Raw genomic sequence first — 14,614 nt, 5'->3', positions numbered from 1 at the left:
CGGGCCAGGTCCAGGGCGACCGCCCCGGCGCCCGCGCCCACCAGCAGGCTGGCGACCAGCGCCACGACGCCGGGCAGCACCAGCGCGGCGGCGAGCGCCACCGCGGCGAGCAGCCCGAGCAGGGCGGTGCCGAGCCGGTCGGTGACCAGCGGCGTCCAGGACCGCACCGACACGTTGGCCGATCGGATCTCCAGGTTGCCGGCGGTACGCAGCGGCCCCACCAGCAGCACCAGCCCCAGCAGGACCAGCGCGGTGGCCACCAGCGCCGGGTCGAGCCCGTCGTCGAGGCGCCGGGAGTAACCGACCAGGACGGCGGCGGCGATCAGCGCCGTCTCGGCGACCAGGTCGGCGTTGGGCCGGATCCGCTGCTCGACGGCCGCCGCGGCCAGCGCGGCGACGGCCAGCGCCAGCCCCCAGCCAGTGGCGCCGGTGAGCGCCAACACGACGAAGGCCAGCACGGCCAGGCCGGTGCTCAGGCACCGGGCAGCCAGCTTCCGGACCAGGTCACCACGCATGTCGCTCCGTTCGCCGCCCTCGGTGTCGCGCTGCCGGCGTCAGTTCGCGGAAGCCGCGGCCGGCGTCTCGGCCCGATCCGCACCGGACTGGGCCGGCACGCTCGGCCCGTCACCGGGCGCCCGGCGTACGTCGATCACCTGGCCGGTCAGGTCGGAGATCAGCACGTCCAGCGACGACTGGGCGACGGCCTCCGCGGCCAGCAGGGTGTGCTCCGGCTCCTCGCCGAAGGCCCGCGTGCGCATCGGGGTGGCGGTCCGCTCCGGGTTGATGCAGTTGACCCGCACCCCGACGTCGGCCCACTCGTCGGCGAGGGCCTGGGTGAGGTTGACCAGGGCGGCCTTGGTGGCGGAGTAGAGCGCGTAGCGGGCCCGTCCCCGGGTGTACGAGCTGGAGGTGTAGAGCAGCAGCTGGCCCTTGGTCTGCTGGAGGTACGGAAGGGACTGCCGGGCGATGGTCACCGGGCCGACGAAGTTGACCTGGAGCAGCCGGTCCATCGTCTCCTCGTCCATCTCGGCGAGGGCGCCCTTCTCCAGGATCCCGGCGGTGACCACCACGTGGTCGATGCGGCCGGTGGCCTCGAAGGCGGTCTTCAGCGCGGCCTCGACGTCCTCGGCGCGCTCGACGTGGGTGCCGGTGGTGGAGCGGCTGAACGGGAAGACCTGCGCGCCGTAGCGCCGGGCCAGCTCGGTCAGCTCGTGACCGATGCCGTAGCTGCCGCCGAAGACCACGATGGTGCGGCCGGTCAGCTCCTCGGTGTAGCTGCGGTGGTCGGTGAGCCGGGGCGCCTGCGCCGCGGCGAGCTGGAAGAGCTTGTCCGCCAGGTGCACGTCGACGGGGTGGGTGACCTTGATGTTCTCGTCGGAACCGTCGATCACCTTGATCGGGGTGCCGGGCAGGTAACGCAGCACCACGCCGCAGTCGTCGGTGGCGGCGAAGTTCGGGTCGCCCTCGGCGATCCGGTACGCCGCACGGATGGTGGGGGAGCGGAACGCCTGCGGGGTCTGGCCACGGCGCAGTCGGGAGCGCACCGGGATGTCGGTGATGCAGTCGTTGTCGTCGACCTGGATGATCGTGTCCGCGGACGGGATGGCCACGTCCACGGCGTCGTAGGTCCAGAGCGCGTTCACGCACTCGCGCACGATCCGGCCGCTGAGCAGTGGGCGTACCGCGTCGTGGAAGAGGATGTTGCAGTCGGCCGGGCCGACGGCGTCCAGGGCGATCCGGGTGGTCGCGTTGCGGGTCTCGCCGCCCTCGATCACCTTGGTGACCTTGCGCAGGCCGGCCTTCTCGACGATCTGCCGGGCGTCCTCGACGTGGCCGGTGGCCATCAGCACGATGATCTCGTCGATCTCCGGCGCGGCCTCGAAGACCGCCAGGGTGTGCTCGATGATCGGCTTACCGGCGATCTTCAGCAGCTGCTTCGGGATGCCGAGGCCCAGCCGGGTGCCGGTGCCGCCCGCCAGCACCACGGCCACTGTCCGCGAGGGCCGCCACGGTGCCGGGGTCTCCGTTGCGGCGTCCGGGCCAGTGGTCTGGTCCTGCGTCATTGCCGGATCCTCACTCTCAGGAATGCGTTAACGGAAGGTTCCGCCCGAGCGGCGACGGAATGAACCTTAACGCGCGGACCGCGCCGCCCCAACGCGGGCGACGCGGTCCATGGCGTCGTGTCGATGCCGGAGGTTCGCCGGCGCTCTACTTGCTGTTCGCGTACGCCTCGTATTCGCGGATGACCTCGTCGGTGGGGCCGTCCATCCGGAGAACGCCCGATTCCAGCCAGATCGTCCGCTCGCAGGTGTCGCGCACGGAGGAGAGCTGGTGGCTGACCAGGAACACCGTGCCGGCGCCCTCGCGCAGCTCCCGTACCCGCTGCTCGCTGCGCTTGCGGAAGCCCTTGTCGCCGGTGGCGAGCGCCTCGTCGATGAGCAGCACGTCGTGCTTCTTCGCGGCGGCGATGGAGAACCGCAGCCGGGCCGCCATGCCCGACGAGTACGTCCGCATCGGCAGGCTGGCGAAGTCGCCCCGTTCGTTGATCCCGGAGAAGTCGATGATCCCGGCGGCCTGCTTGGCCACCTCGTCGGGGTGCATGCCCATCGCCAGGCAGCCGAGGACGACGTTGCGCTCACCCGAGAGGTCGTTGAGCAGCGCCGCGTTCACACCGAGCAGCGACGGCTGCCCCTGGGTGTGGATGGCGCCCCGGTTGACCGGCAGCAGGCCGGCGATGGCCCGCAGGATGGTCGACTTGCCGGAGCCGTTGCTGCCGATCAGCCCGATCGCCTCGCCCCGGTACGCGGTGAACGAGACTCCCTTGACCGCGTGCACCTCCCGCACGTTCGGCGCGTGGGTGCGCTTCACCAGCCGGCGCAGCGCGGCCACCGGCGTGGTGCCACCGGCGGCGCCCTGGTGCACCCGGTAGATGATGTGCGCGTCGTCCACCACCACGGTCGGGATGCGCTCCTGCGCCGAGGTCAGTGTCGCGGTCGCCTCGGTGGAGGCCACGATGTGCTCAGCCACGGCCGTACTCCTGTTCGCCCCGCCAGAAGTAGATGAAACCGCCGATCCCGGCGACCAGCGCCCAACCCGCCGCGACCAGCCAGAGCTGGGTCAGTGACTCGTTGAGCAGCGGCGCCTGTTCGAGCAGGGCGTAGCGGGCCAGCTCGATGTAGACCAGCAGCGGGTTGTACTGGACCAGCGTCGTCGCCCAGCCGGGCAGCCGCTCGAAGAGGCTGACGCTGTAGAGGACGCCGGAACCGTACATCCAGGTGCGCATGATGAACGGCATGACCTGCTTCAGGTCTGTCGACTTGGCGCCCAACCGGGCCACCAGCAGCACCACGCCGGCGTTGAACACCGCCTGGAGCAGCAGGGCCGGCACCAGCAGCAACCACTTCAGGGTGATCGGCTCGCCGGTGACTAGCACGATGCCGATCAGCACCACCATCGAGGCCAGCAGTTGCTGGAACTGGGTCATCGTGGTGGACAGCGGCAGGCTGGCCCGGGGGAAGTGCAGCGCCCGGATCAGTCCCAGGTTGCTGCTGATCGACTGGGTGCCGGCCAGGACCGCGCTCTGGGTGAAGTTGAAGATGAACAGCCCGGTGGTCAGGTACGCGATGAAGTTCGGAATGCTGTTCTGAGCCAGCACCACCCCGAAGATCAGGTAGTAGACCGCCGCGTTGGTCAGCGGCGTGAGCACCTGCCAGAGCTGACCCAGCTTGGCGTTGCTGTACGAGGCGACCAGTTTGGCGTTGGCGTACGCGGCGATGAAGTGCCGGTAGGCCCACAGTCGGCGGCTGTACTCGGCGAGGCTGGGTCGCTCACCGGCGACCCGTAGCCCGTGCCGAGCGGCCAGCTGCGCCTGGGTCAGGCCCGTGTCGGGGTCGACCAGCGCGGTGGTGGCCATGGAAATGGCGCTCCGATCTTTCGTGCAGACGGGTTGCTCGCGACGATGGGATCCTAGTGGGAAGTGTGCGCGGGGCGCCGCCTCGTCGCTGCGTGGACAGTAGTCCGAAACACGTCGGGACGCAACCGTATCGTCGTTGCGCTACCCTGGTCGGCGTGACCTGCGAGAAGAGTCCCTGGTGACGACCGAGAAGAGGCGCGCCCCGGCCGGTGCGGCGGTGCTCCGTGGCGAGATCACCACGGCCATCCGGCGCGCGCTGATGCAGGAGCTCGCCGCGGTCGGCTACGGCCGGCTCTCGATCGAGGCGGTCGCCCGTCGGGCCGGCGTCAGCAAGACGGCCATCTACCGACGATGGAACTCCAAGCTCGACCTGGTGCTGGAGATCGTCGCCGCGGCGGCGCACGGCAAGCTCCCGGTGCTGGACACCGGCACCCTGCGCGGCGACCTCACGCTGCTGTTCCAGGCCGTGGCGCACGCGCTGCGCCACCCGCTGGCCTCGCAGATCATCCCGGACCTGCTGGCCGAGGCCGCCCGCAACCCCAGCATCGACGCGACCCTGCGTCAGGTGCTGCACGCCCGCCAGCAGGACATCGGCGGTCGCCTGGTCAGCCGGGCCGTGCAGCGTGGTGAGCTGCCCGCCGACACCGACCCGGACGCCGCCATCGACCTCATCGTCGGCCCGCTCTACTGGCGGCTCGCCATCGCCCGACTCCCCCTCACCGACAGTTATCTGGACCGTCTGGTCGAGTCCGTCGTCGCCGCGCTCGGCGTCGAGGGCACGGTGCCCCACCAGCGCGGAGCGGTCGTGGGGAAGTGATTCGCCCTGCCGCCAGGCACCCCCGCGTACCCGGTGCGAGCCCGGTAGGCTGCACCCGCCAATTCGGACACCCTCCCGTGTCGACCCCAGGGCGGTCCGGCCCCGGGCGTGCACGGAAAGACGACAAGGACGGCTCGTGACGGAAGTCCAAGACGTTGTTGAGGCGCCTGCGCCAGCCGATCGGGGTAAGCCCACGGCGCCGGGTGGCCGACGACCAGGCCCGGGCCTGATCCGACGCATCAACGCCGCCGTGGCCGCGCTGCCCGTCGTCCTCACCGACGCGGCGATCGTCAGCTTCGCGCTCTGGACGGTGCTCTACCACCTCAACCTTGCCCTGGACCTGCGCCCCTCCGTGGTCTTCATCGCCTGGGTCGTGGCCATGGTGATCACGGTGGTCGTCGGGTGGCGGATGCGCGCGCGCCGCCGGGCCCGCGGACCGGTCCCGGCCACCGGCGCCGAGGCGACGAACGAGTCGCCCGAGGCGGCGACGCCCGACGTCGGCTGGGCGTCGCTGCTGCGGCCGTCACCGCCCTTCCGATCGGCGCGGCGACCGGCGCGGCGCTGCTCGCGGCTCTCGGCACCGACCGACTCACCTGGTGGCTGGCCATCGCCCTCGGGGTGGTCGCGATCGTCTCGGCGTGGACGTCGCTGCGGGTGCGCGGCGCGACGACCGGCGCCGACGTCACCGTCGGCGGGGGTCCCGCGACCGGCGGCGCGGTGACCACGCCGGTGCAGGGCTACGTGGTGCTCGCCGTCTCGCTGGCCGCCGCGTACTTCGCGACGCTGCTCGCCCGGGTGTCCCTCGACGACGTCTTCTACGTCGGCAAGTCGGTCTGGGTGGCCGAACGCGACCAGATCCCGTTCCGGGACTTCCTGTTCACCGAGGGTGTCCTCCCCGGCGGTACGGCGAACCCGCCGATCCCCTCGTTCGAGGTGCTCATCGGGGCGCTGGCCCGTGTCCTGCACGTGCACGCCGCCTCGGTGACCTGGTACCTCATGCTTCCGGTGTTGGCCGTCTTCGTGATCTTCGCGCTGTGGCGGCTGGTCCTGCGGTGGGCGCCGAGGCGTCCGCTGCTGGTCTTCGGCGTGGCACTGGCGTACATCCTGCTCGTGGCGGGCGCGCCGGACGTGCTGAACACCTACCACCTGCCGCGGCTGACCCAGGGCAAGAGCGTCTTCGTCCACGGGCTCGTCCCACTCGCCTGGGTGTACCTCACGGACTTCCTGGAGAACCGGTCCCGGCGGGCCCTTGCCCTGCTCGTGCTGCTGTCCGTCGCCGCCGTCGGGTTGACCACCACCGCGGTCATCCTGCTGCCGCTGCTGGCGGCGACGGTCGCGGCGGTCCTGCTGATCATGCGGCGTCCCCGGGAGGCGGTCCTGTGCTTCGCCGCGGCGGCGGCGTACCCCCTGCTCTCCGGCCTGCTCACCCGGCTCACCACGAACGGCCTCGACAATGTCGTCGCCACGTACACCGAGGTGCAGGAACCGCGCGTCGTCTACGAGTTCAGCCTGTGGCTCGGCGTGCTCGGTGTCATCGCCGGCGTGGCCATGTGGGGCTCCCCGCTGCTGCTGCGACGTGGCGTGCCGCGACTGCTGAGCGCCGGCGCCGCGCTGACCGTGACGCTGCTGCTCGTACCCGGCGTCCTGGTGCTGGGCGCCGAGTTGACCGGCCTGGCGGCGGTGCTGTGGAGGGTGCCGTGGATCCTGCCGGTGCCCCTGTTCGTCGGTCTGCTGGCGGCGATCCGGCTGCCCCGGCTCACCTGGCCGAACCACGCCCTCGCCGTCGCGCTACCGGTCGCCCTGGTGCTCGCCTTCTTCAACCTTGGCGAGCCGATGTGGACGGCCAACGTCCTGCAGGACAAGCCGAGTTGGCGGATGCCGGAAACCCGGAAGAACGTGACCTTCTGGATCACCAGGCAGGATCTGCCGGACGGACTGGTACTCGCCCCGACGTCGGTCATGCGGGCCATGCCCCAGGTCACCACGCGGGTCCGGGTGGTGATGGCCCGGGACCTCTATCTCACCGACTACGGCATGGACACCCAGTTCGCCAAGGATCGGCTGCTGCTGGGCGCGTTCGCCGACGGCACCGAGCCGATCCCGCCGGTCGCCGAGGTCGATGCCGCCCTGCGCCGGGTCGACGTGGCGGCGGTCTGCCTGTGGCGGACCAACAAGGCCGGCAACGACGCGGCACCCGCTCTGGGCCTGGTGAAGGTCGCCGCGCGCAAGTCCCCGGGCGGGATGATCTGCTACCGCACCACCACGTCCGGCCCGGCTGCCAGCGGCGGCTGAGCTGCCCGTGAGCCGGTGCGCGGGGCTCGGATCGTCGTCCCCGCGCACCGGCACGGCGGCTCGCGCCGTGGGTCAGGGTGACGCCGGTGGATGTTTGACCGGATTGTCACCCGATACCCGGCCGATGCCTCCACGCCCTCTCGCGTTAAGGTCGCAGTCACGCGCTGGCGGCCAGCCCCGTGCTCGGGCTGCCGCGCGGCACACTGCACCTCAGGAGCTCGGTCATGGGAGACGGCCTGCGCGAAGAGCGGGGGAGCGGCCGGACGGCGACACGGCGGGACGCCTCGGCGCCCCGCGTCGGCTCGGGGCCGCCCGCCGGCCCGACGCGTCCGGCGTCGGGGACCCACCTCCCAAGCCGGTCATCAATCTCGTAGGGAGCGAAACTCGTTGTTCGGCACGTTGACAGGACGTATCCCAGTGGCCGCCCAAGGCGCGCTGCTGGTGCTGTTCTACCTGGTCATGCTCGTCGCCGGCACCTTCGGATGGGTCGGTCTGTTCGCCGTCGCCGGGCTGGTCGCGGTGGTCGCCGAGTTCGCCCTGGCCCGCTGGTCCCCGTCGTCGACGCTGTTGCTGGAGAAGGTCGGCCTGCACTGGTCGTACCGGCAGTTGACCCGGGACCTCGCCGCCGTGCTGCTGGTCGTCGCCGAGGTGCCGCTCAGCGGCGGTGAGCTGACCGTACTGCTCGCCCTGCCGGCCGTGGTGTGGGTCGTCTCGGTCTTCGCCGGCGCCCTCTCCACGATGATCGAGCGTCGTAACCCGCTCTCCGCCATGGTGCGCAACATCGAGCTGGGCCCGCTGCGCTCGGCCCCCCAGCCGCCGGCCTGGGCGGCGGCTGTCGCCGGTGACCGGATGCCCCTGCTCAACGTGCTGCTGGTGCCGGCCGCCGTGGCCGCCGCGGTGCGGCACGACGCGACGCCGTTCTTCGTCGCCGCCGCGGTGGCCGTCGTGGCGACCGGCCTGGTGGGCGCGATCATCGCGGTGACCTGGCTGCGCGGCCGGGGCTCGGGCCAGGGTCCGCTGCTGCCCGCCGTCCAGCGGTGGCTGGACACCTACCGGCCCGAGGTGGCGCTCTACTTCGCCGGCCCGGCGAAGGACGTCTACCAGGCGAACATGTGGCTCGCCCCCACCGAGGCGCTCCAGCAGCGCGCGGTGGTGCTGATGCGCAGCCGGGACGCGTTCCTGGAGCTGGCCGACACGCGGCTGCCGGTGATCTGCGTACCGGCCGGGGTGGACTTCATGAACCTCGAACTCGGCAGCATCCGGGCGGCGCTCTACGCCGCGAACGTCGGCGCGAACATCCACATGCTGCGCGAGCCCGGCACGAAGCACGTCTTCGTCGGGCACGGTGACAGCGACAAGCAGGCCAGCGTCAACCCCTACAGCAAGGTGTACGACGAGGTCTGGGTCGCCGGCCTGGCCGGCCGGGAGCGGTACGCCCGGGCCGGCGTGGGTGTGCTCGACTCGGACATCGTCGAGATCGGCCGGCCGCAGCTCGCCGGGGTGCACACCTTCGGCGCCGAGTCGGTGGACCGACCGTTCACCGTGCTGTACGCGCCCACCTGGGAGGGTTGGCTCGACGACGACCCGTACCACACCTCGTTGGTGCTGATGGGTGAGCGGATCGTCAAGGGGCTGCTGGCCACGAACCCCCGGGTGCGCCTGATCTACAAGCCGCACCCGCTCACCGGGTCGCGGTCCAAGGCGGCCCGTACGGTGCACGAGCGGATCGTCGACGCGATCCGCGCCGCCGACGGCAACCCGAACGCGTCCTCCCTGGACGGCACCGCGCACCTGGTCATCACCGGCCGCACGCCGGCGCTGTTCGACTGCTTCAACCAGACCGACCTGCTGATCAGCGACGTGTCCAGTGTGGTCTCCGACTTCGTGCAGAGCCAGCGCCCGTACGTCGTGGCCAACCCGGCCGGCCTGCCGGAGGACGAGTTCCGCCGGGAGTTCCCGACCGCGCGGGCCGCGTACCTGCTCTCCAGGGACTGCGGCGAGCTGGAGAAGATCGTGTCGGTGACCCGGGCCGGTGACGATCCGATGACCGAGGCCCGCCGGGAGCTGAAGACCTACCTGCTCGGCCCGGCCGAGGCCAACCCGATGGACCGGTTCCAGGAGGAGATCGCCCGCCTCTGCCACTGATCGGCGAGACGATCCGCGCCCGGCCCGACACCGTCGGACCGGGCGCGGTCGCGTCAGCTCAGGAGCGCGGCCACCGCGTCGGCGACCGGAACGTCCACCGTCAACACCCGCGCCGCCACCACCGCGGTGACCGGCAGCGGACCGTACAGGTGCGGAAAGAGTTGCCCGCCTCGCGACGGCTCCCACCGCAGCGCGTCGCCCAACCGTTGCTCCTGCACGGTCAGCAGGGTCAACCCGGTCATGCCGGCGAAGTGCCGACGGGCCGTCTCCACCACCTGGTCGGCGGCCGACAGGTGGATGAAACCGTCCTGCCGGTCCACCGCCGACCCGGCCAGGTGCCCGGCCGCCCGGGCGTCGTCCCACTCGACGGTCGGCAGCAGCTTGTAGATCACCTCCGCAGCGTACGTCGGCCGGTACGCGTTTCGGCCGTACCGCCGCCGACGCCGGTCACGGCCCGGCATGCTCAGGTGCAACCGGCCGCGGAGGGGATGGCGATGGAGAGCTACGACGAGGACTGGACCGACAGCCAGCGCGCGCTGTACGACGAGTGCTACCGGGCCGGCGGCGAGTGGGCCGCGGACCCGGACACCCCGTCCGACGACGTGCAGCACGTGATCAATCTGGCCGAGGCGGACGACGACGCCTTCGACGACGCCGAGATCGACTATCCACCCCTGGTCGACGCGGTCACCCAGGCCAGCGGGGTCAACGTCACCAGCGTGCCGGCCCGCCACGACGACCCCGGCTTCCGGGGCTTCACCGACGGCGTCCGGGACGCCACCGCCGACGACGTCTTCGGCCTCTGAGCGACCGCCCCCGGTGGGCGGGCCTCCCGCTCGCCGCACGCTTCTGCCACCATTCGCAGGACGGCGCTGCGAGGGACGGGGGCACGGGTGCGGATCCTGCTGGTGGAGGACGACCGCCGGGTGGCCGCTGCGCTCTCCTCGGCCCTCGGCCGGCGCGGATACCAGGTCGAGCACGCCGCCACCGTCGCCGCGGCGCTCTCCGCCGCCCCGTGCGACCTGGTGCTGCTCGACCTGACCCTGCCCGACGGGGATGGCACCGACCTGTGCCGGGAGTTGCGCCGACGCAGCAGCCAGCTCGGCATCATCGCGGTGACCGCGCGGGGCGAGGAACGCGACCGGGTGCTCGGGCTGCGCCTCGGCGCCGACGACTACGTCGTCAAACCGTTCTCGATGGTGGAGTTGCAGGCCCGGATCGAGGCGGTGCTGCGCCGGGCCGCGAACGCGCTCCGGAGCGGCACCTGATCGAGGCCGGGTCGGTGCGCATCGACGTGACCGCCCGGACGGTGACGGTCGACGGCCGGCTGGTCGCGTTGACCCGCAAGGAGTTCGACGTGCTGCTCTCGCTGGCCCGCCAGCCCGGGGTCGCGGTGCCCCGCGACCGCATCCTGCTCGACGCCTGGGGCACCACCTGGGCCGACCGGCACACCGTCGAGGTGCACGTCGGGTCGCTGCGCGGCAAGCTGGGCGACGCCCGTCTGGTGGAGACCGTACGCGGGGTCGGCTATCGGCTGCGCGAGGTCTGAGGAGTCGCCGTGCGTCGCCGCCTGGTGATCAGCTACCTGCTGCTGATGGTGCTCGTCCTCATCGCGTTGGAGACCCCGCTGGCCGCGACCCTTGCCGGCAGCGAAACCGAACGGGTCCGCGCCGACCGGCTGGCCGACGCCACCCGGTTCGCCTCGCTGGCCGGGCCGACGCTGCGTGGCGGCGGACCGGATCCGATCGAGTCGGAGCTGCGCAGCTACGACGAGCTGTACGCGATCGGCGCGGCCGTCATCGACCGGGACCGGGGCACCCTGGTCGCCTCGCCGCGGTGGCAGCCGACCGCGACCGCCGCGGCCCTGGACATCGCGCTGTCCGGCCAGCAGACCAGCGCCCCCCAGTCGGTGTGGCCGTGGACGACCGGCCCGGTGGTGGTGGCCGTGCCGGTGAGCGACGGCGGCGAGGTGCTCGGCGCGGTGGTGATCGTGACTCCTGCCGACCCGATCCGTCGCGCCGTGGTCGCCTGGTGGCTGCTGCTCGCCCTGGCGGGTCTGCTCGCCGTGCTGGCCTGCGTGCTCACCGCGTTCGGACTGGCGGGTTGGGTGCTGCGTCCGGTCACCGAACTGGACGCGGTCACCCACGAGATCGCCGAGGGCGACCGGAGCGCGCGGGTGCAGCACCGCCTCGGCCCGCCGGAACTGCGCCGGCTCGCGGCCAGTTTCAACCACATGGCCGACGTGGTCTCCGACGTGATGGACCGGCAGCGTGCCTTCGTCGCGCACGCCAGCCACCAACTGCGTAACCCGCTCACCGCGCTGCGGCTGCGGGTGGAGGAGCTGGGCCCCAGCCTCACCGACGCGGACGGCCGCTCCGAGCACCGGCTGGCGTTGGAGGAGACCGACCGGCTGGCGCTGGTACTCGACGCGCTGCTCACCCTGGCCCGTGCCGAACGCGAGGAGAACGAGCGGGTCACCGTCGACGCCGCCGCGGTGGCGGCGTCCCGGGTGGCCGCGTGGGCGCCGCTGGCTCGGCACCGGTCGGTCACGCTGCGGCTGGCCACGAGCGACGCCCCGGCGTACGCCCGGACCGTGCCGACCGCCGTCGACCAGGCGCTGGACGCGCTGATCGACAACGCGGTGAAGTTCAGCGGACCGGGCGGGGCGGTGACGGTGACCGTGGCACGCCGCGACCACGGGGTTGCCCTGGAGGTGCGCGACTCCGGCCCGGGCATGACCGAGAGTCAGCTCGGCCAGGCCACCGAACGGTTCTGGCGGGCGCCGGACGCGCAGAACGTCGACGGGGCGGGACTCGGCCTGACCATCGTCGCCGTGCTGGTGGACGCCTCCGACGGGCGGCTCACGATGCGCGCGGGGGAGCCGCGGGGGCTGGTCGCCGGTCTGTGGTTCCCGGCGCCCGCACCCCACCCCGACGCCGACCCGGTGGACGCGGACACCGAACCCGCCGGGGAGGTGCGACCCGTCCCCGCCCCGTAGCGGGCCGTCAGGGTTTCGCCGCCCGGTACCAGGCCGCGGCCCCGGGGTGCAGCGACAGCGGAGCGGTGACGATCGCCGAGCGGGGGCTCATCCGTCCCGCCGCCGGATGCGCCGCGCCCAGCTCCGCCCGGCGCTCCATCAACAGTCGGGTCACCTCCCGGACCACCCGCTGCGGCAGGCTGGACCGCACGATCAGGTAGTTCGGGTCGGCCACCGTGGTCACCGGGTCCACGCCGTACACCGAGCGGGGGATGTCCCGGGAGACGTAGACCGGGCCGTAGCGGGCGCGCAACGGCTCCGTCAGCGCGCTCAGGTCGACGATCCGGGTGGCGCTGCGCCAGGCCAGCTCCTCGATGCCCCGCACCGGCAGTCCGCCGGAGAAGAAGAACGCGTCGATCCGCCCGGCGCGCAGGGCGGTCACCGAGTCGTCCAGTCCGAGCCGCTCGCGGCGTACCTCGTCGCCGCCCAGATGCGCCACCTCGAGCAGCCTGGTCGCGGTGACCTCGGTGCCCGACCCGGGCGCGCCGACGGAGATTCGCCGGCCCCGCAGGTCGGCGATCGTGCGCACCGGACCGCCGCCCGTGGTGACGAGGTGCAGCTGGTCGTCGTACACCCGGGCGATCGCGTCGACCGGCGAGTCCTTCGCGGAGGCTCTGGGGAGCACGTCGGCCTGGGTGAAGCCCAGCTCGGCGGCACCGGAGCCGACGAGTTTGACGTTCTCCGCCGAGGCGGCGGTGACCACCACGCTCGCCCGCACGTCCGGTAGTTCCCGGTTGAGGATGTCCGCCAGGGACTGACCGAAGGCGTAGTAGACGGCGGTGGGGCTGCCGGTGGCGATCCGGATCGGCAGCGGCTCGGCCGTGGTGTCCTGGCAGCCGGCGACGGTCAGGGTCGCGGCCAACAGCAGCGTCAACAGGGCTGCCGTGCCCGCGCCGCGGTGGCCGGGCCGGCTGGACGAGGTACGCCTCACGCGCTGCACTGTGCGCCGTCGGCCCCGCCCGCGCAAGCCCGTTCGAGCGGCCGGCGCGTCACCGGCGTCGGTTCAGCAGGCTGGGCGGCGCGCGGGTTCCAGGGCCGCGCTGTGCAGGATCCGCTCCCGGTCGGGGCCGTCGGCGACGCTGACCAGGAAACAGCCGGTACCCGGGCGGAGCCGGGCCGGCACGTCGAGCACGGCGGCGGCGCGGATCAGCACCCCGGCCAGCTCCCGGTCGGTGATCCGGACGCCGAGGATGTGCCGGCGCACGTGCCGTCCACCGGCCAGCAGCGCCGACCGCCAGGCCGCCGCCGCCAGGCGGGACACCCACCGCCGGCGGGCCGGCGAGGCGCCGGGCAGTGGCCCGCCGAGCAGCTCTCGACGCCCCTGCCACCAGCCGGCGTCCAGCACTCGGGTGTACGCGCCGTGGTGTTCCCGGGGCACCCAGAGCCGGTGCAGCTCGTAGCGGCGGCGTAGACCACCGACGGCCGCCTCGTGGGTCACCGGGATGTCCAGCCGCCCGAGCAGCTGTCGCATCCGCTGCGCGGCGTCCTCCCGGTTGAACTCCACGCTCGGCGTGGACGACGCGAGCCTCGTGCCCGGCCGGGCGGCGGTCGGCGGGGGCGTGCAGCGCAGCAGGCAGGCGGCCTCGAACGCGTCAGCCAGGGTCAACCAGTCCAACGGGGGTGGCGTCGTCGGGGTGCGGAGTCCATCGAGCAGGGCGGGTTCGCGGGTCAACGGAGGCTCCCTTGTCGGAGTCTGGGTACCCCTACCGTGGCCCCTGCGACGCCGTTGCGGAACGGCTCGCGCCCAGCCTTGAGCAAATCTTGCGGCTGCCCGCCGTCACAGGTCGGTGACGACCACATCCACCTGCCGCGCCCGGCCCGACGCGGCGGCCTGCTCCTCGACGGTGTGCTTCAGCTCGCGCAGCGTGCCGATAAGCTCCGCGGCGGTTCGCGGCCGAGCGCCGGCGACGAGCAGGTCACGCACCAGCCGGCCCTTGGTCGCCTTGTTGAAGTGGCTCACCACCGAGCGGACCGGCACACCGTCGACCTCCCGCTCGTGCAGCACCCGCACGGTCACCGTCCGCTCGGCCAGCTCTCCGCGCGGCGTCCAGGCGGCCGCGTACGCGCCGGAGCGCAGGTCCAGCACCGGGCCCCGGCCGGCCGCGCCGTCCAGCGCAGCCGCCAGTTCCCCCGCGCCAGTACGTCGACAGCGCGCCGACGCCGGGCAGGCGGGCGCCGATCGGGCAGCGGTACGGCGGGATCCGGTCGGCCAGGCGCACCGCCCCCCCACAGCCCCGAGCTGATCAGGATCGACCGGCGTGCCGCCCGCTGCGCCGGTGCCGGCAACGAGGCCAGCTCCAGTGCCTCGTAGAGCACCCCGGTGTAGAGCCGCTCGGCCGGCGCGGTGGCCGCCGCGCGCAGCCGGGCGTTGCGGCGCAGCTCGCCGCGCAGGCCCTCGCTGAGCCCGAGC

The 14,614-nt window shown here is 72.7% G+C and carries 13 protein-coding genes and 2 pseudogenes; 6 read left to right on the top strand and 9 right to left on the bottom strand.

The annotated features are described in order from the left end of the window. The 4 genes and pseudogenes from JNW91_RS23085 to JNW91_RS23070 form a co-directional block, all read right to left on the bottom strand. A pseudogene (locus JNW91_RS23085) lies at positions 1 to 515 on the bottom strand (CDP-glycerol glycerophosphotransferase family protein); the annotation flags it as partial. 39 nt (positions 516 to 554) lie between these two features. After that, the gene (locus tag JNW91_RS23080; RefSeq protein ID WP_203177547.1) at positions 555 to 2,063 is read right to left on the bottom strand and encodes a bifunctional cytidylyltransferase/SDR family oxidoreductase; all 1,509 of its coding nucleotides are present in this window, start codon (positions 2,061 to 2,063) and stop codon (positions 555 to 557) included. A gap of 145 nt (positions 2,064 to 2,208) precedes the next feature. Further along, positions 2,209 to 3,027 (bottom strand): ABC transporter ATP-binding protein, encoded by an 819-nt coding sequence (locus JNW91_RS23075; RefSeq protein WP_203177546.1) that lies wholly within the window; start codon positions 3,025 to 3,027, stop codon positions 2,209 to 2,211. After that, positions 3,020 to 3,913 (bottom strand): ABC transporter permease, encoded by an 894-nt coding sequence (locus tag JNW91_RS23070; protein ID WP_203177545.1) that lies wholly within the window; start codon positions 3,911 to 3,913, stop codon positions 3,020 to 3,022. Before JNW91_RS23070 ends, JNW91_RS23075 begins: the two co-directional genes overlap by 8 nt. A 178-nt stretch (positions 3,914 to 4,091) precedes the next feature. Here JNW91_RS23070 and JNW91_RS23065 point away from each other — a divergent pair, with 178 nt between their 5' ends. The 3 genes from JNW91_RS23065 to JNW91_RS23055 all read left to right on the top strand — a co-directional run bounded on the left by JNW91_RS23065 (position 4,092) and on the right by JNW91_RS23055 (position 9,167). Next, positions 4,092 to 4,730 (top strand): TetR/AcrR family transcriptional regulator, encoded by a 639-nt coding sequence (locus JNW91_RS23065; RefSeq protein WP_203177544.1) that lies wholly within the window; start codon positions 4,092 to 4,094, stop codon positions 4,728 to 4,730. Between the two features lie 402 nt (positions 4,731 to 5,132). Beyond that, the gene (locus JNW91_RS23060; RefSeq protein WP_203177543.1) at positions 5,133 to 7,022 is read left to right on the top strand and encodes a DUF6077 domain-containing protein; all 1,890 of its coding nucleotides are present in this window, start codon (positions 5,133 to 5,135) and stop codon (positions 7,020 to 7,022) included. Between the two features lie 387 nt (positions 7,023 to 7,409). Next, the gene (locus JNW91_RS23055; protein ID WP_203177542.1) at positions 7,410 to 9,167 is read left to right on the top strand and encodes a CDP-glycerol glycerophosphotransferase family protein; all 1,758 of its coding nucleotides are present in this window, start codon (positions 7,410 to 7,412) and stop codon (positions 9,165 to 9,167) included. Positions 9,168 to 9,220: 53 nt separating this feature from the next. On the opposite strand, the gene JNW91_RS23050 is transcribed toward JNW91_RS23055, so the two are convergent. Continuing rightward, positions 9,221 to 9,559: a DUF952 domain-containing protein gene (locus JNW91_RS23050; protein WP_203177541.1), complete on the bottom strand. Its 339-nt coding sequence runs from the start codon at positions 9,557 to 9,559 to the stop codon at positions 9,221 to 9,223. Between the two features lie 75 nt (positions 9,560 to 9,634). Between JNW91_RS23050 and JNW91_RS23045 the strand changes: the two genes are divergently transcribed. From JNW91_RS23045 to JNW91_RS23035, 3 genes and pseudogenes are all read left to right on the top strand, one after another. After that, positions 9,635 to 9,973 (top strand): hypothetical protein, encoded by a 339-nt coding sequence (locus tag JNW91_RS23045; RefSeq protein ID WP_309244466.1) that lies wholly within the window; start codon positions 9,635 to 9,637, stop codon positions 9,971 to 9,973. An 87-nt stretch (positions 9,974 to 10,060) separates the two neighbouring features. Beyond that, positions 10,061 to 10,716, top strand: a pseudogene (locus JNW91_RS23040) (response regulator transcription factor). A 9-nt stretch (positions 10,717 to 10,725) separates the two neighbouring features. Then, positions 10,726 to 12,165, top strand: coding sequence for a sensor histidine kinase (locus JNW91_RS23035; protein WP_203177540.1), 1,440 nt, complete (start codon positions 10,726 to 10,728; stop codon positions 12,163 to 12,165). Positions 12,166 to 12,172: 7 nt separating this feature from the next. On the opposite strand, the gene JNW91_RS23030 is transcribed toward JNW91_RS23035, so the two are convergent. The 4 genes from JNW91_RS23030 to yaaA form a co-directional block, all read right to left on the bottom strand. Next, on the bottom strand, positions 12,173 to 13,135 hold the full coding sequence (locus JNW91_RS23030) for a TAXI family TRAP transporter solute-binding subunit (RefSeq protein WP_309244465.1): 963 nt from the start codon (positions 13,133 to 13,135) through the stop codon (positions 12,173 to 12,175). Positions 13,136 to 13,207: 72 nt separating this feature from the next. After that, complete coding sequence (locus JNW91_RS23025) at positions 13,208 to 13,876, bottom strand: hypothetical protein (RefSeq protein WP_203177538.1); 669 nt, start codon at positions 13,874 to 13,876, stop codon at positions 13,208 to 13,210. A gap of 105 nt (positions 13,877 to 13,981) precedes the next feature. After that, positions 13,982 to 14,221, bottom strand: coding sequence for a hypothetical protein (locus JNW91_RS33220; protein ID WP_407664373.1), 240 nt, complete (start codon positions 14,219 to 14,221; stop codon positions 13,982 to 13,984). After that, the coding region (yaaA, locus tag JNW91_RS33215) for a peroxide stress protein YaaA (protein WP_255545244.1) at positions 14,218 to 14,614 on the bottom strand (397 nt) is incomplete at its 5' end. The genes JNW91_RS33220 and yaaA, both read right to left, overlap by 4 nt.

This window comes from Micromonospora parastrephiae, assembly GCF_016802865.1.
Classification (GTDB): Bacteria; Actinomycetota; Actinomycetes; order Mycobacteriales; family Micromonosporaceae; genus Micromonospora; species Micromonospora parastrephiae.
Note: the sequence above shows the minus strand (reverse complement) of the source record. Positions and strands in the feature narration are given on the sequence as shown.

What these genes read in the sequence shown, in the direction of transcription:
- JNW91_RS23070 (WP_203177545.1), bottom strand. Translation starts at nt 3,913, where the DNA reads ATGGCCACCACCGCGCTGGTCGACCCCGACACGGGCCTGACCCAGGCG.
- JNW91_RS23080 (WP_203177547.1), bottom strand. Translation starts at nt 2,063, where the DNA reads ATGACGCAGGACCAGACCACTGGCCCGGACGCCGCAACGGAGACCCCG.